The 18,399-nt window shown below is 69.7% G+C and carries 15 protein-coding genes and 2 pseudogenes; 8 read left to right on the forward strand and 9 right to left on the reverse strand.

Annotation, left to right across the window (positions count from 1 at the left end; translation table 11 throughout):
* Positions 1–28 precede the first annotated feature (28 nt).
* Together KUM39_RS19135 and KUM39_RS19140 are read left to right on the forward strand one after the other, a co-directional pair.
* Positions 29–1,027 carry an ATP-binding cassette domain-containing protein gene (locus tag KUM39_RS19135; protein ID WP_217786926.1) on the forward strand — a complete coding sequence of 333 codons (999 nt, stop codon included), beginning with the start codon at positions 29–31 and terminating at the stop codon, positions 1,025–1,027.
* Complete coding sequence (locus KUM39_RS19140; RefSeq protein WP_217786927.1) at positions 1,024–1,878, forward strand: ABC transporter permease; 855 nt, start codon at positions 1,024–1,026, stop codon at positions 1,876–1,878. Before KUM39_RS19135 ends, KUM39_RS19140 begins: the two co-directional genes overlap by 4 nt.
* Positions 1,879–1,998: 120 nt before the next feature.
* On the opposite strand, the gene greA is transcribed toward KUM39_RS19140, so the two are convergent.
* Positions 1,999–2,499, reverse strand: a complete 501-nt coding sequence (gene greA, locus KUM39_RS19145; RefSeq protein ID WP_217786928.1) for a transcription elongation factor GreA — start codon at positions 2,497–2,499, stop codon at positions 1,999–2,001.
* A 192-nt stretch (positions 2,500–2,691) separates the two neighbouring features.
* Positions 2,692–3,090 carry a DUF4307 domain-containing protein gene (locus KUM39_RS19150; RefSeq protein ID WP_217786929.1) on the reverse strand — a complete coding sequence of 133 codons (399 nt, stop codon included), beginning with the start codon at positions 3,088–3,090 and terminating at the stop codon, positions 2,692–2,694.
* A 157-nt stretch (positions 3,091–3,247) separates the two neighbouring features.
* Here KUM39_RS19150 and mca point away from each other — a divergent pair, with 157 nt between their 5' ends.
* Both mca and KUM39_RS19160 read left to right on the forward strand, forming a co-directional pair.
* The gene (mca, locus tag KUM39_RS19155; protein WP_217786930.1) at positions 3,248–4,129 is read left to right on the forward strand and encodes a mycothiol conjugate amidase Mca; all 882 of its coding nucleotides are present in this window, start codon (positions 3,248–3,250) and stop codon (positions 4,127–4,129) included.
* Between the two features lies 1 nt (position 4,130).
* Entirely contained in the window at positions 4,131–4,364 is a 234-nt protein-coding gene (locus KUM39_RS19160) for a hypothetical protein (protein WP_217786931.1), read from the forward strand.
* A gap of 88 nt (positions 4,365–4,452) precedes the next feature.
* Here KUM39_RS19160 and KUM39_RS19165 read toward each other — a convergent pair whose 3' ends face one another.
* Positions 4,453–7,659 carry a tetratricopeptide repeat protein gene (locus KUM39_RS19165; RefSeq protein WP_217786932.1) on the reverse strand — a complete coding sequence of 1,069 codons (3,207 nt, stop codon included), beginning with the start codon at positions 7,657–7,659 and terminating at the stop codon, positions 4,453–4,455.
* Between the two features lie 774 nt (positions 7,660–8,433).
* Between KUM39_RS19165 and KUM39_RS19170 the strand changes: the two genes are divergently transcribed.
* The 3 genes and pseudogenes from KUM39_RS19170 to KUM39_RS19180 form a co-directional block, all read left to right on the forward strand.
* Positions 8,434–8,796, forward strand: coding sequence for a type II toxin-antitoxin system RelE/ParE family toxin (locus tag KUM39_RS19170; RefSeq protein WP_217786933.1), 363 nt, complete (start codon positions 8,434–8,436; stop codon positions 8,794–8,796).
* Positions 8,793–9,110, forward strand: coding sequence for a helix-turn-helix domain-containing protein (locus KUM39_RS19175; RefSeq protein ID WP_217786934.1), 318 nt, complete (start codon positions 8,793–8,795; stop codon positions 9,108–9,110). The genes KUM39_RS19170 and KUM39_RS19175 overlap by 4 nt, the downstream gene beginning before the upstream one ends.
* Positions 9,111–9,347: 237 nt before the next feature.
* Positions 9,348–9,503, forward strand: a pseudogene (locus KUM39_RS19180) (DUF255 domain-containing protein); the annotation flags it as partial.
* A 33-nt stretch (positions 9,504–9,536) separates the two neighbouring features.
* On the opposite strand, the pseudogene KUM39_RS28815 reads toward KUM39_RS19180, so the two are convergent.
* From KUM39_RS28815 to KUM39_RS19205, 6 genes and pseudogenes are all read right to left on the reverse strand, one after another.
* Positions 9,537–9,667, reverse strand: a pseudogene (locus tag KUM39_RS28815) (DNA-binding protein); the annotation flags it as partial.
* Positions 9,668–9,765: 98 nt separating this feature from the next.
* Positions 9,766–10,497 carry a type I-E CRISPR-associated protein Cas6/Cse3/CasE gene (gene cas6e, locus KUM39_RS19185; protein ID WP_217786935.1) on the reverse strand — a complete coding sequence of 244 codons (732 nt, stop codon included), beginning with the start codon at positions 10,495–10,497 and terminating at the stop codon, positions 9,766–9,768.
* The gene (cas5e, locus tag KUM39_RS19190; protein WP_217786937.1) at positions 10,494–11,336 is read right to left on the reverse strand and encodes a type I-E CRISPR-associated protein Cas5/CasD; all 843 of its coding nucleotides are present in this window, start codon (positions 11,334–11,336) and stop codon (positions 10,494–10,496) included. The genes cas6e and cas5e overlap by 4 nt, the downstream gene beginning before the upstream one ends.
* Complete coding sequence (locus KUM39_RS19195) at positions 11,333–12,688, reverse strand: type I-E CRISPR-associated protein Cas7/Cse4/CasC (protein WP_217786938.1); 1,356 nt, start codon at positions 12,686–12,688, stop codon at positions 11,333–11,335. The genes cas5e and KUM39_RS19195 overlap by 4 nt, the downstream gene beginning before the upstream one ends.
* Before the next feature lie 4 nt (positions 12,689–12,692).
* The gene (casB, locus tag KUM39_RS19200; RefSeq protein ID WP_217786939.1) at positions 12,693–13,292 is read right to left on the reverse strand and encodes a type I-E CRISPR-associated protein Cse2/CasB; all 600 of its coding nucleotides are present in this window, start codon (positions 13,290–13,292) and stop codon (positions 12,693–12,695) included.
* Positions 13,237–14,865 carry a type I-E CRISPR-associated protein Cse1/CasA gene (locus tag KUM39_RS19205; RefSeq protein ID WP_308288177.1) on the reverse strand — a complete coding sequence of 543 codons (1,629 nt, stop codon included), beginning with the start codon at positions 14,863–14,865 and terminating at the stop codon, positions 13,237–13,239. Before KUM39_RS19205 ends, casB begins: the two co-directional genes overlap by 56 nt.
* A 56-nt stretch (positions 14,866–14,921) precedes the next feature.
* Here KUM39_RS19205 and cas3 point away from each other — a divergent pair, with 56 nt between their 5' ends.
* A complete protein-coding gene (gene cas3, locus KUM39_RS19210; RefSeq protein ID WP_217786942.1) occupies positions 14,922–17,942 on the forward strand; it encodes a CRISPR-associated helicase Cas3' in 3,021 nt (1,006 codons plus the stop codon).
* The last annotated feature ends 457 nt before the right edge of the window (positions 17,943–18,399 follow it).

Below are 18,399 nucleotides of genomic sequence, written 5' to 3' on the forward strand. Positions count from 1 at the left end.
ACGAATCCCCGACGACGTGGAGACTGACATGCCAGGCGCCATCTACGCCGAAGGTCTGGTGAAGACCTTCGGCGATGTCAGGGCACTGGACGGCGTGGACCTCGATGTCCCCGAGGGCACCGTCCTCGGTCTGCTCGGCCCCAACGGCGCCGGCAAGACGACGACGGTCCGCTGTCTGACCACCCTGCTCCGCCCCGACAGCGGCCGGGCCGTGGTCGCCGGCCTCGATGTGCTCAAGGAACCCGACGCGGTGCGCCGTTCCATCGGGCTGTCCGGCCAGTTCGCGGCGGTGGACGAGTATCTGACCGGCCGGGAGAACCTCCGTATGGTCGGCCAGCTCTACCAGATGCGGTCCAGGGAGGCGAAGCGGCGGGCGGCCGAACTCCTGGAGCAGTTCCATCTGTCCGACGCCGCCGACCGCCCCGCCAAGACGTACTCCGGCGGAATGCGCCGTCGGCTCGACCTGGCCGCCGCGCTCGTCGTCCACCCGCCCGTGATGTTCATGGACGAGCCGACGACCGGCCTCGACCCGCGCAACCGCCAGCAGTTGTGGGGCGTGATCAAGGAACTCGTCTCCGGGGGTACGACCCTGCTGCTCACCACGCAGTATCTGGAGGAGGCCGACCACCTGGCGCACGAGATCGCGGTGGTCGATCACGGCCGGGTGATCGCCAAGGGCACCTCCGACCAGCTCAAGGCCCGTACCGGCGGAGAGCGTGTCGAGGTGGTGGTGCGCGACCGGGAGCATCTGCCCACCGCCGCCGAGGTGCTGACCGCCTTCGGCAAGGGCGAGACGACCGTGGAGGAGCACACCCGCAAGCTCACCGTCCCGGTCACCGGCGGCGCCAAGCTGCTGGCGGAGATCATCCGCGAACTCGACACGCGGGGCATCGAGATGGACGACGTGGGCCTGCGCCGCCCGACGCTGGACGACGTCTTCCTGTCCCTGACCGGACACATCGCCGAGACCGGGGCCGAAGCGGGCGCCGGTACCGGTACCGACAAGACCGAGGAGCCCGTCACATGAGCGCCGTAGTCCAGTCCCCACCCGGTGCCGCGCCCGGCGGCGCCCTGGTGCGGTCCGTCCGCGACTCCCTGGTCATCGCCCGGCGGAACGTGGTGCGGATGGCCCGCATCCCCGAGGTGCTGATCTTCGGGCTGATCCAGCCGATCATGTTCGTGGTGCTGTTCAGCTATGTGTTCGGCGGCTCGATCAACGTCCCGGGCGCGGGCCTCAGCCCGTCCGGGTACCGCGAGTTCCTGATGGCGGGCATCTTCGCGCAGACGGTCACCTTCGCCACCGCAGGAGCGGGCGCCGGTATCGCCGATGACATGCACAAGGGGCTGGTGGACCGGTTCCGTTCGCTGCCGATGTCGCGCGGCGCGGTCCTCACCGGGCGCACCCTCGCCGACCTGGTGCAGACGGCCTTGACGCTGGTGGTCCTGGCCGTCGTCGCCGTGATCGTCGGCTGGCGCACGCACGAGAACCTCGGCAAGGTGCTGGCCGGCTTCGGTCTGCTCCTGCTGCTGGGCTACGCGTTCTCCTGGATCGGCGCGCTGATCGGCCTGTCGGTCCGCACCCCGGAGGCGGCGACCTCGGGCGGGCTCATCTGGCTCTTCCCGCTGACCTTCATCTCCAACGCGTTCGTCCCCTCGGACAACATGCCCACGTTCCTGCGGGTCATCGCCGAGTGGAACCCCTTCAGCGCCACCGTCCAGGCATGCCGCGAACTCTTCGGCAATCTCCCGGCCGGTTACCCGACCCCGTCCGCCTGGCCCATGCAGCACCCGGTGCTGGCATCGCTGCTCTGGTCGGTCGTCATCGTCCTGCTCTTCCGCACCCTGGCGGTCCGCAAGTACCGCAGGGCAGCGGGCTGACCCGAGCCCTCCGCGTCAACGGGCGACGCCCCCCGGAACGGGCGACGCCCCCCGGAACGGGCGACGCCCCCGGTGCCGTACAGGCGCCGGGGGCGTGCTCGGAGAAAGGGGACCGGAAGGTCAGGCCGAGTACGGCTCCGCCTTCAGGATCTTGACGGACGCCCTCTTGCCGTTCGGGAGTTCGTACTCCGCGTCCTCGCCCACCTTGTGGCCGATGACACCGGCCCCGAGCGGGGACTGCGGCGAGTACGTCTCGATCTCGGAACTGGCGTACTCGCGCGAAGCGAGCAGGAAGGTCGTGGTGTCGTCCTCGTCGCCGTCGAAGGCGATCGTGACGACCATGCCCGGCGCGACGGCACCGTCGGCGGAAGCAGGGGCCTCGCCCACCTGGGCGTTCTCCAGGAGCTGGGTGAGCTGGCGCACACGCAGTTCCTGCTTGCCCTGCTCCTCCTTCGCCGCGTGGTACCCGCCGTTCTCGCGCAGGTCGCCCTCCTCACGCGCGGCGGCGATCTTGGCGGCGATCTCCGTGCGCGCAGGACCAGTAAGGTGCGCAAGCTCTTCGCGGAGCTTGTTGTACGCCTCCTGGGTCAGCCAGGTGACGTTCTCGCTGGTCTGGGTCACAGGGTGCTCCTCGTCGGTACTGGGGGATACAAAGCATCGCCCGCCGAGGAAGAGTGCTCTGTTCCTGGAAGGGCGAAACCACGAGCCTAACAATTCAACGGCGTCAGGGGGAGGACATAAGCCGTCAGAATCCCGTCGGCGCAGCTCAGCGCCGCACATCCGCCGGTGCCGGACCCCGCCCGGCACCCGTTCTCAGCTCGCGTGGCAGCCGAGCAGCTCGGCCGTCGTCCCCTTCGCCGTCGTACGCAGGGTGACGACCTGGTCGATGCGGGTGGTCGAGCCGTCGAAACGGAAGTCCGCGCGGCCCACCTCGGCACCGTCGGCGGACTGCGAGCGCAGGGTGCAGTAGCCGTCGGTCCCGGCGTCCTTGTGCACCTCCAGATGCACCTTGACGGCGTCGCCCGAGGCCGCGAAGGTGATCACCTGGGCGCTGATCCGGTTCTCGGCGACGTAGTGGTAGGCGAAGTAGCCGACCAGCGCGAACAGCAGCGCGCCGAGGACCCAGGCGGCGGACCGGAGCCGACGGTCGGAACGCTCGTCCGAGGAACGGCCGTAGCGGCCCTCGGGCAGCCGCGTGCTCGCCGTGCTCATGATCGTCCCTTCCGCGGAATTATTCGCCCCCCGATTCGGTCACTATAGAAGCCTCCGCCCGCCGTCCGGCCGGCACCCCGCAAAGGCGTCCGCGAGGGACGCCCCCGATCGAAACGCACCCCGTGACGAGGGGCGCCGACACACCGAGGATTGAGTCTTGACTGACCAGCTGCGACTGATGGCTGTGCACGCGCACCCCGACGACGAGTCGAGCAAGGGCGCGGCGACGATGGCGAAGTACGTGTCCGAGGGGGTGGACGTGCTGGTGGTGACCTGCACCGGCGGCGAGCGCGGCTCCATCCTCAACCCCAAGCTCCAGGGCGACGCGTACATCGAGGAGCACATCCACGAGGTGCGCAAGAAGGAGATGGACGAGGCCCGCGAGATCCTCGGCGTCGAGCAGGAGTGGCTCGGCTTCGTGGACTCCGGACTGCCCGAGGGCGACCCGCTGCCTCCGCTGCCCGAGGGCTGCTTCGCCCTGGAGGACGTGGACAAGGCGGCCGGTGAACTGGTCCGCAAGATCCGCGCGTTCCGCCCGCAGGTGATCACCACCTACGACGAGAACGGCGGCTACCCGCACCCCGACCACATCATGACCCACAAGATCTCGATGGTGGCCTTCGAGGGCGCGGCCGACACCGAGAAGTACCCCGAGGCCGAGTACGGCCCCGCGTTCCAGCCGCGGAAGCTGTACTACAACCAGGGCTTCAACCGCCCCCGCACCGAGGCGCTGCACCACGCCATGCTGGACCGGGGCCTGGAGTCGCCGTACGGGGACTGGCTCAAGCGCTGGAGCGAGTTCGAGCGCGTCGAGCGCACCCTGACCACGCACGTCCCCTGCGCGGACTTCTACGAGATCCGGGACAAGGCGCTGATCGCGCACGCCACCCAGATCGACCCGGACGGCGGCTGGTTCAAGGTCCCGATGCAGCTCCAGAAGGAGGTCTGGCCGACCGAGGAGTACGAACTGGCGAAGTCCCTCGTGGACACCTCCCTCCCCGAGGACGACCTCTTCGCGGGCATCCGCGACAATGCATGACATGAGCGCAAGCCTGGCACTGACGCACCTCGTCCCTCTCGCCGAAGTGGACGAGAACAAGGTCACCCCCGGCGTCCTCGGATTCATCGTGTTCGCGGTGATGGCCGTGGCCGTGTGGGGCCTGATGAAGTCGATGAGCAAGCACATGCAGAAGGTCGATTTCAAGGAAGCCCCGGACCCCGAAGCGGCCCCCGAGGACCGCGCCGACACCACCGCGCGGCAGCGACAGGGCTGACCCGGCCACCGCGCGGCAGCGACAGGGCCGACCCGGCCACCGCGCCCCGCGCGCCTGCGCGCGACGGAGCCGGATCCGGACACGGGCGTCAGCGTTCCGCCGGAACCGCCACCCCCATCACCTCACGGGCGTGGCGGTCCGGCGTCATGCGCAGCCGCCACGCCTGCCAGCCCGCCTCCAGACTCACCCCGCGCTCCAGCAGCAGCGCGTACGCCGGAACCCACTCCGCGAGCTTGTCGTCCCGCAGCGGATGCGCGGCCCGGCCGAGCTGCGCCAGCTCCTCCTGCGCCACCGCCGTACCCACCTCCACCCCGCCCGGCGCGCCGTACGGCAGCAGCGTGCAGCGCAGGAACCGCGCCCAGTCCTCACCGCGCCGGTCGCCGTAGGACGTGAACAGCGTCAGCGCCTCGTCGCACAGTGCCAGCGCCTGCGGGACCCGCGCGTTGCCCGCGTCCACCACCGCCAGCTCCAGACACGACCACGCCTCGCCGTGCGTCACCCCGATCCGCTTGAAATCGGCACGGGCGTCCACCAGCAACTGCCGCGCGAACCCGGAGTTGCGCAGCGAACCCGTCTGCGCCGCCCGCTGGTCACGGGTGGCCCGCGCCGAGTGGTGCCGGGCGCACGCCAGCCCGTACACGTCCCGCATCCGCGAGAACATCTGCCGCGACCGCTCCAGCTCCCGCACCGCGCGGTCCAGCTCGCCGGTCTCCTCCAGCGCCTGACCCAGGTAGTACAGCGTCCAGGCCTCGCCGCGCACGTCCTCGTTCTCCCGGTGCCTGGCCGCCGCCCGGCGCAGCTCCTCCACCGCCGGACCCGGGTCCTGGTCCACCAGCCGCGCCCGCGCCAGCTGGGTCAGCGCCCACGCCTCGCCGCGCGCGTCGTGCGTCCGCCCGTACCGCTCCAGCGCCGACCGCAACTCCCGCTCCGCGCGCGGGACATCGCCCATCCGCAGGGCGAGCTGCCCGAGCTGGTAGTGCGCCCACGCCTCGCCGTGCACCGAACCGCCCGCCCGGTGCAGCACGAGCGAGCGGGTCAGCAGGTCCAGGGACTCCGCGAGCCGCGCCCGGTCCCGCTGCACCGCCGCCAGCGCGTGCATCGTCCACGCCCGGTCCGTCGCCAGCTCCGGCGCCGCCTGAAGGTCCAGCGCCTCCTGGAGCCGGGCCGCCGCCTCGGTCAGATTGCCCTGGTGGTGCAGGGTGATGCCGAGCGAACACAGCGCGCGGGCCACCCCCGCGTCGTGCTGCGCCTCCCGGTACAGATCCACCACCGAGGCCAGCGTCGTGCGCGCCTTGTCCAGCTCGCCGAGCTGCCGGGCCGCGATACCGGTGCGCCACTGCACCGACCGCACCAGCAGCCCCCCGTCCACCGCCTGCGTCAGCTCGCTGATCTCACCGAGCCGGTACAGATCGCCGCGCAGCAGGCAGTAGTCGCACAGCGCGCCCAGCAGATTCAGCACCGCCGCCTGATCCACGCCCTCCGCGTGCCGCAGCGCCGCCGTGATGAAGCTCGACTCGTCGTCCAGCCAGCGCAGCGCCTCGTCCAGCGAGGTGAAGCCGTGCGGCCCGAACCGGTCCGACCGGGTGGACATGTTGCCGTCCACCAGCCGCAGCACCGAGTCCGCCAGCTCCGCGTAGTTCACGATCAGCCGCTCCTGCGCGGCCGTGCGCTCCGCCGGGTCCTCCTCGTCCAGCAGCCGGGCCTGCGCGAAGGCCCGGACCAGATCGTGCAGCCGGTAGCGGCTGCCCCGCACATGGTCGATCAGCCCCGCACCCGCCAGCGCCCGCAGATGCCGGGCCGCCTCCGGCTCGTCCGTCGCCAGCAGCGCGGCGGCGGCAGCCGCGCCCAGCGACGCCCGCCCGGCCAGCGCCAGGCGCCGCAGCAGCCGCCGGGCCGCCTCCGGCTGGTCGGTGTAGCGCAGCCACAGCGCTCGCTCCACCGGCTCCACCGGGCCGTACGCCTCCAGATCCCCGGCGAGCTGCCGGGGCGAACGCGGCCCCAGCGCCGACCCCGCGACCCGCAGCGCCAGCGGCAGCCCGCCGCACAGCCGCAGGATCGCCTCGGCCGACTCCCCGTCGTACGGCGCCGACGCGTCCTCGGCCGCCGAGCCCAGCAACTCCTCGGCGTCCGCCGCTTCCAGCGCCCGCACCGGCAGCTGGTGCACCCACGCCGACAGGTCCTCCGGCAGCTCCAGCGGCTCCCGCGCCGTCACCAGCACCAGACTGTCGGAGTGCTCCGGCACCAGCGCCCGTACCTGCCCGGCGTCCGAGGCGTCGTCCAGCACGATCGTCACCGGCAGCCCGGTCAAATGCCGGTGGTACAGCTCGCCCAGCCGCTTCACCTGCTGATCGGGCGAGGACCGCTCCCGGAACAGCAACTGCTCGCGGGGCGCGCCCAGCCGGTTCAGCAGATGCAGCAGCGCGTCCCGCACCGGCAGCGGCGGCTCGTCCCGGCTGCCGCCGCGCAGGTCCACCACCACCGCGCCCCGGAAGTGGTCCCGCAGCTCGTGCGCCGCCCGCACTGCGAGCGCCGTCCGGCCGGCACCGGGCTCGCCGTGCAGCACCACCACCGTCGGCCGGGTCTCCGTCGCCGCGCGCGCCGACTGCGCCCACTGCCTGATCCGCGCCAGCTCCGCCCGCCGACCGGCGAACGGGCCTTCCGGCTCAGGGAGTTGACCGAACGACTGCTCCAGCACGGTACGGCGCCGGGCCGCCGCGCTCTTGTCCGCGCCGCGCAGCACCACCGGACCCGCGGTCTTCCTCGGCCCCGTGGCGGCGCCGAGCACCCGCTGTTGGTCGAGGTAGGGCCGGATGCCGCGTACCTCCAGCGCCGTCAGCCACTGCAACCGCAACTGCTCCGGCCCGCCCGGCTGTCCGGCCGCGCCCTTGCGGTGGTGGGCGGCGGGCAGATGCGACCCGGCGACCTTCACCACGGTCGCCGCCGCGCCCACCACCCCCACGGTCACGCCCGCGCCGACGGCGGCGGCACCCCCGGTGCCCAGCGACAGGTCGGCGACCACCGCCGCGACCCCGGCAACGGCCGCCACCAGCAGGGGAGTTCCGGCGCCTTCACGGGCGTAGCGCTGCCCGAAGGTGAGGTGGTCCGCCTCGGACTCGTCCAGCGCGCGGGTGTACGCCGTGTACTCCTCGGCCGCCGTCAGCGCCATCGAGTCCAGCGCGCCCCGCGCCCGCGTGAGCAGCACCTGCCTGTCGGCCCGCCCGCCGGAGCGCCGTACCTCCTCCTCCACGGCCCGCCCCAGCAGCCGTTCGGCCTCCGCCCGATGGCCGTCGCGCATTCCCAAGCCCCCTCCGCTGTCGCACCGTTGCCCAGAAGTGTCCTTCGGGGAGCGCGCGATGGCGAGGGGGCGATCAGGAAAGCATGGACAACACCCGTGCTTTCAGGCCGGTTTGAGGCAGGGAGATCCGAACCCCGACAGGCTGCTCCCGGTGTCCCGGTGTCCCGGTGTCCCGGTGTCCCGGCGGCCCATCAGGAGACCTGGAACGGCGGAACACCGGCCCGGCCGCCGCGTCCACATGTCGGAGCGTCAGATCGGCGAAGGCCCGCAGCCGGGCGGTCTCGTGGCCGGTGCGCCAGACGAAGGCGTACTCGATGCGCGGGGCGTCGGAGAAGACGCGGAAGGCCAGGCCGGGCTCGTTCCCCGGTATTCACGCCGCCCTGGCCGTCGTCGTCTTGCGGTTCGCCTCGGCGCCCACTACCTCCGGGACAGCCCGGCGGGCTTCGCCGTGGGCAGCGTCGTACTCATGGGCATGACCGACGGCAGCGAGCAGCACCCCGCCATCCCCGCCGAAGAACTCGAACACTCATTGGCAACGGCTTCCCGGTCATCGACCTCGGCCCGCTCGCAGAGGCATTCCGGCACCTCTGCGCCCACCGCGGCCCCGTCGAACACCGCTCCCCCCGAACTCCCCACGGCCTGACTCCGCCGCCTCCTGGCACTCGCGCCACGCCCCTGGTGCGCCCACGCGGGCGCGAGTGCCGGGAGCCCTCCGCCGGTCCAGGGCCGCGCGGTTCGCCTCGACTCAGGTATAGCTATCGCTATACTTCTGGTGTGAGCGGTGAGTGGGAAATCTTCCTTGTCGATGAGGTGCGCGACTGGATCGGCGGCCTCGACGACCAGGCGCACGTCCGGGTCGTACAGGCGCTGGACGCGCTGGCCGAGGGAGGCCCTGGGCTGGGGCGTCCGCTGGTGGACACTATTCACGGCTCGTCGATGGCGAACCTGAAGGAGTTACGCCCCGGAACGGTGCGGATCCTGTTCGCCTTCGATCCGTGGCGCTCCAGCATCCTGCTGGTGGCGGGAGACAAATCGGGGCAGTGGAACGAGTGGTACCGAGAGGCGATTCCGCTGGCCGAGCAACGCTACGAGCTGTACGTGAAGCAACGAGCTCAGGCAGAAGGAGGACGACCGTGAGCGGCTACACGCGGTGGCAGGACATCCGCGCTGAGCACGTTGCCCGTGCGGGCGGTGAAGAAGCGGTGCGGGAGGGCAAGGAGGAATTGCTCGCGGAAGTCGTTGGACGCCGACTGGCGGACCTGCGAAAGTCCCGAGGTCTGACACAGCAGCAGGTGGCTGACCGCATGGGCGTCAGCAAGGGGCGCGTGTCGCAGATCGAGCGGGGCCACATCTCCGGTCAGGACGTACTCGCCCGCTTCGCGGTCGCACTGGGAGGGCGCCTGCATCAGGCCATCTACTTCGACGACGGAGACATCGCGTCCATCGCCTGAAGCCGAAACGGGCGCGTGGTGAATCCTGAACCCCCTTGTGGCGGGCGCGACAGACTCGCGCTGCATCGCTGCATCGCTGCTTCGGTGTCCCTGTGGAAGGCCTGATCGGCCGCCTTTCGAGGGTGCTGGCGGAGAGTCGTGTGGAGGAGCCGCGTGCCCCGTGTGCCGGCGGGCGTCACCGGGAACGCGGCAGCGGGCCGCACTGACTCGGACGGCACCGTGTGGGACAGTGAGAGCATGAATCGCCTGGCCAATGCCCAGTCGCCCTACCTCCTCCAGCACGCCGACAACCCCGTTGACTGGTGGCCGTGGGGAGAAGAGGCGATGCAAGAGGCCAGGCGGCGGAACGTCCCCGTCCTTCTCTCTCTCGGGTACTCCGCCTGCCACTGGTGCCAGTGAACTCGTCAACCCAGTAGCCGGCGGCGCTCACGCCCCTCTGATGATCACGCGGTTCCCGCAGAGCTTCGACCAGTCGTTGCGTGCCGGTTCCGGGACGACCACCGGGGCCGCGACGCGGAGCGCGAGGCGGCAACCCCGTCCAGGGCGAGCTGGTGCCCGACCGCCAAGGTGAGACAGCAAGACAAGCCCCGATGGTCGGTCCCGGAAACCCCGTTCCGGGCGTCGCGGCCCGGGTGATCCGGCGGATCCTGCTCGATCAGACACTGTCCGGGGAAGCAACCAGAAGGAGTCCCGCACCGTAGGAGCGGGCCCGGCCGACGCCGTTGGCAAGTGCGTCGACGAATGCCTCGGGGTCGGTCACGGTCAGCTCCCCCTTCAGCTCCGCGCGGCCGATCCTGGCACCCTGGTGCTTGGCTGTCAGGCTCAGCTTGGGCAGCATGCGCACGGCCATGGACTCTGTCACCCCGTGCGCCCCGATGCGACGAACACCGAGGGGACCCACACGTTCCTCGCCCTCGGCCTGGAGGCGATCGGCAAACCACTGCCGGACATGACCGGGGGTCGTATCGGACAGCCGTTTACGGGGTGCGCGGTCGTGCTCGCGCGTGCCACGCTGGCGCGTGGGGTTCACCACGACCCGGAAGGCGTAGGCCTCTCCGGTGCGGACGGTCATGTCGACCGGCAGGGTGGTGATGCCGTCGGTCAGAGCCGCTCGGGGGACGAACGACCAGTCCGGCTGGACGCGGGACTGCACGATCAGGACCAGCCTGTTGTTTTTCAGGTCCAGTGTCCAGACGTGCAGGATGCCCATCTGGGCCCGCGGGTCCGGCTCATTCGGCGTGATCCACCCGTTGAATCCCGACATCACCAGGCGATGCATGATGTGCGGGTCGAGAACGGCCTTCTGCGCCAGAACATGGCGGGCGTCGAGATGGAGGACGCTGTGACAGGTCACAAAGCGTGCGATGGCAGTGGAGGCCGTGGTCATAGCAGGTGCTCCCATCCGATGGACTGGCCCGGTTCGATGTACATGCGTCGTTCCCAACGGGGCGCGTAACTGCGGTGGGTGGGGTGGAAACTGACCGGCTGGTCGTTGATCCTCGAGGCGCCAGTGGTACCGGGCGCCACCTCGACCCAGGTCCACGGCTGTTCGGAGGTGGCCTGCGGGAGCAGACGGGCGGCAGCGAGGACCTCCTCGATGCATCCGGGGTGTACCCCACCGGAGATCTCTCCTGCAGGCGGGCAGGATTTCCGTCCGAGCCACAGGAAGCGCCGAGGCTGTTCCAGAGCCACGGCCAACTCGTCCAGCATCTGCTTGTCCTCATGCTCGACCGCCGCGACGAACTGGGCATCCGCGAGGTAGGAGCGGTTGGTGATGATCGGGTTGCGGTGCCCCGTCCGGGCGATGAGATGGCCACTGTTCGGATCGGGGGCGATGCCCTTGGGTGCCCCGTACCAGCCGCCGACGGAGGGGCTGGGCATGACGCCGAACGCCCGGCCGGGCACGTTGTCGTCGAAGAGGAGAGCCGTCGTCCGGTTCAGCCGGTGGTCGGTGATCAGGTCACGAGGGCGAAGGGGATACCGTCCACCGCCGACGGTGTGGTAGTCCTCCACCGGGGTACCAGGCCGGTCGGCACGCACTGCGAACCGGAGTTCGTCGAGCGGCGTGATCGGCTCCTCCCGGCTGAGCCCCGCGGCGGCGGCGAGCAGCCCGATGAAGCCTGACTTGGTGGGCCTGAGGTGTGTGTCCCGCTGGTCGAACCGCGAGTTCAGCCCCCAGGACTGGAGAGGGCCGGCCAATCGGGCCAGGAGTACGTACGGGCTCACGGGGCGGTCATTTCCTCGACGGAACCCGCCTCGGTGGCGACGAGCGCCCCTTCCTGGCCCGCAAGCTCGGTCAGCAACTCTTGGATGCCCAGGTCGTAAGTGAGAACGCGTCCCCCGCCGATGTCGGAGCGCTTACAGGTCACCAGACGATGCTGCGCGAGGAGCCTGCGGGCGGCCGCAAGAGCGACTCCGCCCCCCACCCGCTCGTCGATCGGCGATTCGAAGGCTGCGGAGTAGTTGAACGGACGCGCCCCCTCGAAGGCCAGGACCAGCTTGGGCAAGGAGCCCGTGGAAGCGGTGGTGTTCTTCTTTGCGTGGGGCATGGCGTCAACAAATGCCTCGACGAACTGGCGCTCCGCCGCACGGGCGGCCTTGTCCACTTCCTCGGGCGGCATTCCACCGGCTACCAGGTTGTTCCGCAGCTGCACGCGGTCCAGCGCCGCGTGTCGGTAGAACGTCCCGGAGATCAGGGACTGGTAACCGGTCATCCCTGAGCCTGCGTCGTCCGCCGCGTCCAGGAAGTCCAGGGCGTTCGCCTTGCGCCGGATCTTGGCATCGTCTGCGGCGCTGTAAAAGTCGTCGATCTGGTTGGCCCTGTGCACGGTGAAAGCGGGGCCGGTCATCACAGCGCCGTCCACATTGGGTGAGTCCGCGATCTCGGCGAGGAAGCGCCCGTACAACGCGATGTCGATGGCGTCCCTGGGGGCGAGCGCCGTGAGTACCCCGGCACGTACCTCCCTCGGCAGGGGAGGGATGCGCGACTCGGTCGCGCCCCCCTCGCCATCGGCCGCCGCCTCGGGTTCCGCAGCCGCCCGCTTGCTGCCCCGGGAGCTGCTCTTCGCCGCCGCACGTGCCGCTTCGAATTCCTTGATCCACCCGGCCACGACATCGCGCTTGGCGTCGATGGAAGCGGCCAGCCTCTCACCGGCGTCCTCGGGAGCGAAGACCAGCACCTTGGTCAGGTCGCGGGTGCGTTCCTTGTCCCCGAATTTGAGCCCCACGCCTTCCAGAACGGCTTTGGCGGTCGAGAGGGCCTCGGCCCGCTCCCAGCCCAGGGCGCAGAGTGCGTCGGTGGCGAGAAGCGCCCACTCGCGGGTACGCATCCCCATCGTGTAGCCGGCCAGCGCCCCCTCGCCCGCGTTCGCACGGTCACGGCCGAGCGTCCGTTCCGCTCGTCGTCGCGCCTGCGACGTGATCAGGTTCCGTGTCTCGCCACCGAACGGGATGATCTTCGCCATTCCGTTTTCGTCGCGAACCGGCAGCACTGCCACCAGGCTTTCGAGCGCGTGGAGGGAGAGGAACTGGTGGCAACCGAGCTGTTCGTACACGGAGTTGCTGCGGATGATCGTCATGGCGTCAGTCGTTCCTCTTCGAAGGGAAAACGGGGGTGTAGAAGTCGCGGGCCCAGTCGTAGGCGACCGATTCGCCGGGCGACCGCCACTTTGTGAGGTCGTCTGCCAGCCGCGCCCAGGACGGGGGTGTCACGTCGCAGGCGCGTGCGCGCTCGATCGCGTGCTGCAGGTGCCGTAGGGGGAGCTCGTGCGAAGCCACCAACCGGTCGAGGAGCCGGACGGCCCCGGGGTCCTTGGGGCCCCGTCCGCCCGGACCGCCGATACGGCGGAGCGCACGGCCCATCGACCCTGAGCCGGGAAGCGCTCTGCTCCGGCCGGCGTGGAAGCGAGCGAAGAGAAACGCCACCTTTTCGTAGGCGAGTCGGTGTTCCTCCTCCGGAGAGAAGTTCGCGGCGACCAGCCTCGGCTCGGTAAGGGCTTCGGGTCGCCTCAAGTCGGCGAGTGCACCGGTGTTGTGCGTCCACACCAGGCGGCACAGGTAGCGGCTGAGCAGCTCGGACCGGGGGCGCTCATGAGTGGCCGTGTCTTTGGCCGCCATAGCCAGATCGTCACCAACCTCCGCGATGAGGGCCTGCAGTTCCGGTGGCAGCTGTGGAGCAGTCATCGGGGCTCCCCTTGAGGTAGGCGGGGCACTTCTCGGCGTTCAGCATCTGTTTGAGCCGCGTCTCGGCCTGGAACCGGGCCCTCAGCCCGCGCTCGCCGGGCGGCAGCGAGGCCAGGCGGGACCGTAGGGCGTTCCGCGTGGTCGTCCGGATCTCCCGTCCGAACGCTTCCAACGGTCCGGCGTCGGGTCGTTGGTTCGCGTTCACCGAGTCGAGCAGCGCGTGGAAGGGGGCGGCGGCCCCGGCCCACATCTCCCGCGATCCGTTGAACCGGGCAGTCTGCGGCTTTCGGTCCGCCGATTTGGCATTCGGGTACGCCGCCTCACGGGCAGTCGCCGCCGCCGACCACAGTGCCTTCGCCGCGTACTCGCACATCGCCGATCCTTCGTCGGCCGCCCACTTCAGGTCGACCTGCAAACCCGACGTGTACGGGAATGAGTCAGACACCCACGTGACGGCAGCTGACTTGCGGGCGACGAGTCCCACTGCCCACAGGTTCACCGTCCTGTCGGGCAGGTCGGCGAGGCGGTCGTACAGGTCCGCGCCCTTGAACCGGTCCGCGGCCGCTGCGTACAGCGCGTGAGCCTCTTGCCAGACGGCCCGGTCGGCACTCGGGCGGAGCGGCCCTTCGTAGTTCCCGGACCGCGTCAGCACGGCGTCCTGCAGGTATGCAGGGGGCAACGGGGCGAGCAACTCGCCGGCGGCCATCAGTACCCGGTCGACCATCAACCGTCCGTCGACGAGTACAGGGCGCAACAGGATCGACCGTCCGAGGAAGGAGTGCAAGTCCGCCCGGCCGTCGGGGAGGCGCGGCTCCTTCCCGGAACGGAAGGTGCGCCGACGGCGCCGCCCGTCCGTCCAGGAGTAGTTGAAGGTCGGCTGCCGGTCCCTACCGGGGACGAGATTCAGCCGCAGTGTGTCGCCGAGCGTCGGCCCCATCGCGATCACCCGAATACGAGACCCCAGCCGCCCGACGGCCTGATAGGTCAACTGCGGCCCCAGCCAGTCAGCTTTGGCCATCGCCCTGCCGCCGAGACCGTAGGCATGCTGGGCGAGCATCGCCCTGAGCGCGACGTCCGGTCGCATCGGTTCGGGGTCGTGCAGATGGGACTTGTCGAAGAACTGGTGGTAGTCGCCTGCGCGTTCGATGACGACCTGTGCATGCCCCACCCCGTGCCCGTCGAGGAAGGGTGCGAGCTCCGCGTTCTGTCCCAGCGGCTGCTCCGGGTGGAAGAGGTCCCATCGGTCGTCCGGCTCACCAGCCAGCCAGTCGGCTGCCGGGCTCAGCGACTCCTGGCCCTCGACCCAGCGGCGCCACTCCTCGTGCGAGGTGGGGACGTGATCCGACGAGTAGAGGATCGCCATCAGGTACTCGAATACGGCGACATCTTCCCCCGCGGTCGAGCCCGAGAGCGCGAGGACCTGGTCTGCGTTGCGCAGGAGATCCACCAGGCTCATCAGTCGGACGACGGCCCTGCCGGAGACTTCGTCCACTGTCAGTGCCGGCTGGCACGCTTGCGTGCGTGGGTCCCACCGCCATGCCGGATTCGAGGCGTTGCCTAAAACTCGGTATATCGTTGTAGGTCGACTGGTTCGCATGTGCTGAACGCTAGCAGTGGCGGGGTGATCGGATGAGCTATTCCCGGAAAATCGGTCTTGGGTGTTTACTCATCTGGGGCAAGACGGACCAGCGCGGGGTCAGTGGCCGCCGTGGTGAGGGGAGTTGGAGTCCACTGCTCGCCCACATGCTCGATGTGGGAGCTGTCACAGGTGAGTTGTGGGACAACTACCTTGCCCAGCCGGTACGGGAACGTCTCGTCGAGGCTCTTGGCGCCGGAGATGAGGTGGTGGCGCGGAGGAACGCCATGTTCTACGCCGCCTTGCACGACCTGGGCAAGGCGTCCGGCGGCTTCCTTCACCAGTTCGGCAAAGGGCGCTGGGTCCGCTCACAGATGCGACAGGCTGGAAGGACGTGGCGCGCACAGGCGCGTTCGGCAGGGTTGCCTCTGCCGGAGGAATCGGGATTCGCTCCCTGGGCCAGGCACGAGCACGTCACAGCCCATCACCTGCCGCGCCTGCTCGGCTGTACCTGCCGACACTGCGGAGGCAAGGGTGAGGCGCGCCGCGGCCGCGGTCTCCACCGCATGGCGCTGCTATTGGGTGGCCACCACGGCCACATTCCCCACCTCGAAACCGTTCACCGGGCAGCCCGTGCGGCCCGGCCGGACGACTGGGACCCGTACTACCGGCACATGATCGAGACCCTCGCCCACCTGTTCGGGGTCGAAATGGAACGCCTGCCCGAACGCACCACCCTCGAACGCCCTGTGACGCTCCCGCTGTTCGCGGGGCTGGTCGTGATGGCCGACTGGATCGCCTCCGACGAGACCATTTTCCACTACCGGCCTCCCGCCGAGACCGTCGAGCAGTGGTGGAACGCTTCGCAACGGCAGGCGGAAGCCGCTCTTCGCAAGCTGCGCCTGCATTCCTGGGTGCCCGGGCCCTCGGAGTGGGCAGAACTCTTCCCTGAGGCACCCCGCCCCCGCCCGTTCCAGGCCGCTGCCATGAGGGCCGCGCCCATCGACGGCCCCGCGCTGGTCATCGTCGAAGGCACCACCGGAGCGGGGAAGACAAGCCTCGCCCTCTGGTACGCCCACCATCTCGCTCGCGTCAACGGCTACCACGGGCTGTACGCGGCGATGCCCACCCGAGCAGGGACCGACCAGGCCGCCGCCGAGTACATCTCCTTCCTCACCCGAGCCTTCGGCACCCCTACGGACGCCAACTTGGCGATCGTCCACAGCACGGCAGAAGCCTCCCCGGCCGTCCACCGGCTGCTCGATGCTGGGAAGCGGAGGTCTGGCCATGAATGTGCGGCCGATAGCCTGCCGTTCATTGAGGACACCCTGGCCTCCGCAGGCGATCCGGAGCTGCCCGGTCGGCCCGTCCTCGACCCGTGGTACCTCCGTAGGTGTCTTGGCGTGATCTCCACGTTCGGCATCGGCACCGCAGATCAGGTCATCTTGGCAGCCCAGGCGTCACAACACTGGTTCCTCCGGCTCTTCGGCCTCGCCAACAAAACGGTGATCATCGACGAGGCCCATGCATACGAGCTGTTCCAGGAACGGCTGCTGGAAGCCGTTGTCAGCTGGCTCGCGGATGCCGGAGCCTCGGTGGTTGTGCTCTCGGCCACCCTTCCGAGCGACACCCGGCAGGCTGTCGCAGACGCCTGGTGCCGCGGCCATCGTATCCAGCCGCGTCCACTCCGGGCCGAGGGTCCCGTCACCCTGATCGACCGAGGGGGCCGGGTCACTGGCGTACGACCGGACGAGGCACCCGCTCCGCAGCACACCCGCCTGGACCTCGTCTGTGACCCCGGCACGGCAGCGCTGGCCGACCTCATCCTCCGCGAGGCCGCCGACGGAGGGTGCACCGCAGTAATCCGCAATCGGGTCGACTCTGCCCACGATCTCTACTCCGAGGTATACGAGCAGGCCAGGAAACGCGGTTGGCGGCCCGAAGAAGTGGTCCTCTTGCACGGGAAGTTGCTGCCACGCGACCGTCTCTCCCTGGAGACGCGGCTGCGGGAGGTCCTGGGGCCAGGGGAAGACCGTACCCAGCGCAACCCCGCCCGGCCGCAGCGCATCCTCGTCATCGCCACACAGGTATTGGAACAGTCCCTGGACCTGGACTTCGACCGCCTTTACACCGACCTGGCCCCCGTCGACCTGCTCATCCAACGCCGGGGGCGTCTGCACCGCCACGCTCCCAACCAGGCTGGTCGGCCGGCCCCCTTGCGCGAGGCGCGCATGACCGTCCTCCACCTGCCCGCCCCGGATGGCCTTCCCCTTGTAAGCCCTCCCACCGAGTACAGCCCGGGCAACTTGGATGCGCACGTGTACGCCCCCTATGCGCTGACGATGTCCTGGTACCTCCTCAACGACCTCGTCACCGCCCCGTCCACCTGCGTGTCCTGTGCCGGTGAGCGGAATCCGGAACTACAGCAGGGGGCCGCCTGCTTCGACGCCACGCGGGACGGCGCCTCTCTGATCGAGAGGGCCTACAGCCCGGCGCCCTTCCCTCGGACGCCTATCGGATCCTTGCTCAGAGCAACCTGGGAACAGTGGCTCGATGATCTCAGCGACCATGACAACACCGCCCACGCCCGCGCCCTGTACCCCTACGGCCTCGACGGAGAGCCGACGGGAGTCGAAGCCCTGAAGAGCGGCGAGGCGCATGGCAAGGGCGACCGCAGCACCGGCTCACTATCCGCACGGTCGCGTATGAGGGAACCCGGCACGGCGGTGGTTGTCCTTTTCCGCCAGAACCCCGGTGGCAGGGAACCGTTCTACAGCTATGACCCGGCTGGTGAACTGGCCGCCGATCTCGGCGACCACAGTGCTCAGCACGACCAGGAGGCCCTTGACGCTCACCGGGCTCAGCAGCGCGAGTTGCTTCTCAACACCATTGAAATTCCGATCAGTTGGATCGCGTACCTCTCGCCGGTCTCCGAGTGGCCGCCCTTCTCCGACAGGCCGCCTCTACGGAACAGGGCTGTGATCGTTCTCGATCCCCGAGGTCGATGTCTTAGCGGGCCGGGAGGGCCTATCGCCTACACCCCCACACGGGGCCTGCACCTAGTGCGGCGCTAGCGATACGCTGCCCGTCCCTGTTCCACTCAACCGCAGGGATGTGCCGGACATACCGAGATTCCCGGCTCTTTTCCCCGCGCCAGCGGGGCTTTCGGATCGGAGCCGACTGAGCGGCGGCCGTGCGGGTCGCCCCCCACGCCTCAGTGGCTCCGCGGACCCGTCCAGGCTTTATCCCCGAGAGCGCGCCATATCGCTCCTCCTCCTCGCTGCTTCGATAGCGGTCAGGCTGGTCGAGGGAGACAAGCGGGGCCGTTGGAACAAGTGGTACAGGGCGCGAGGAGGCCGTACGGAAAGGCGAGGAGGAACTCCTCGTAGAGCTGACCGGTTGGCGTCTGGCTGATCTGCGACGTGCCAGTGGGCTGCCCCAGCTCTCCCTGGGTAGCGGAGAGTGCGCTGACGGCGCAGGGGAGCAGGTGAGGGCTTCCCGACTGGGAGCCAGTGGTGTGAGAGGCTGACT

Source organism: Streptomyces corallincola (genome assembly GCF_019104725.1).
GTDB classification, from domain to species: domain Bacteria; phylum Actinomycetota; class Actinomycetes; order Streptomycetales; family Streptomycetaceae; genus Streptomyces; species Streptomyces corallincola.

What these genes read in the sequence shown, in the direction of transcription:
- KUM39_RS19160 (WP_217786931.1), top strand. Translation starts at nt 4,131, where the DNA reads ATGAGCGCAAGCCTGGCACTGACGCACCTCGTCCCTCTCGCCGAAGTG.
- KUM39_RS19135 (WP_217786926.1), top strand. Translation starts at nt 29, where the DNA reads ATGCCAGGCGCCATCTACGCCGAAGGTCTGGTGAAGACCTTCGGCGAT.
- KUM39_RS19140 (WP_217786927.1), top strand. Translation starts at nt 1,024, where the DNA reads ATGAGCGCCGTAGTCCAGTCCCCACCCGGTGCCGCGCCCGGCGGCGCC.
- KUM39_RS19195 (WP_217786938.1), bottom strand. Translation starts at nt 12,688, where the DNA reads ATGACGATCATCCGCAGCAACTCCGTGTACGAACAGCTCGGTTGCCAC.
- KUM39_RS19165 (WP_217786932.1), bottom strand. Translation starts at nt 7,659, where the DNA reads ATGCGCGACGGCCATCGGGCGGAGGCCGAACGGCTGCTGGGGCGGGCC.
- cas6e (WP_217786935.1), bottom strand. Translation starts at nt 10,497, where the DNA reads ATGACCACGGCCTCCACTGCCATCGCACGCTTTGTGACCTGTCACAGC.
- casB (WP_217786939.1), bottom strand. Translation starts at nt 13,292, where the DNA reads ATGACTGCTCCACAGCTGCCACCGGAACTGCAGGCCCTCATCGCGGAG.
- KUM39_RS19150 (WP_217786929.1), bottom strand. Translation starts at nt 3,090, where the DNA reads ATGAGCACGGCGAGCACGCGGCTGCCCGAGGGCCGCTACGGCCGTTCC.
- cas3 (WP_217786942.1), top strand. Translation starts at nt 14,922, where the DNA reads ATGAGCTATTCCCGGAAAATCGGTCTTGGGTGTTTACTCATCTGGGGC.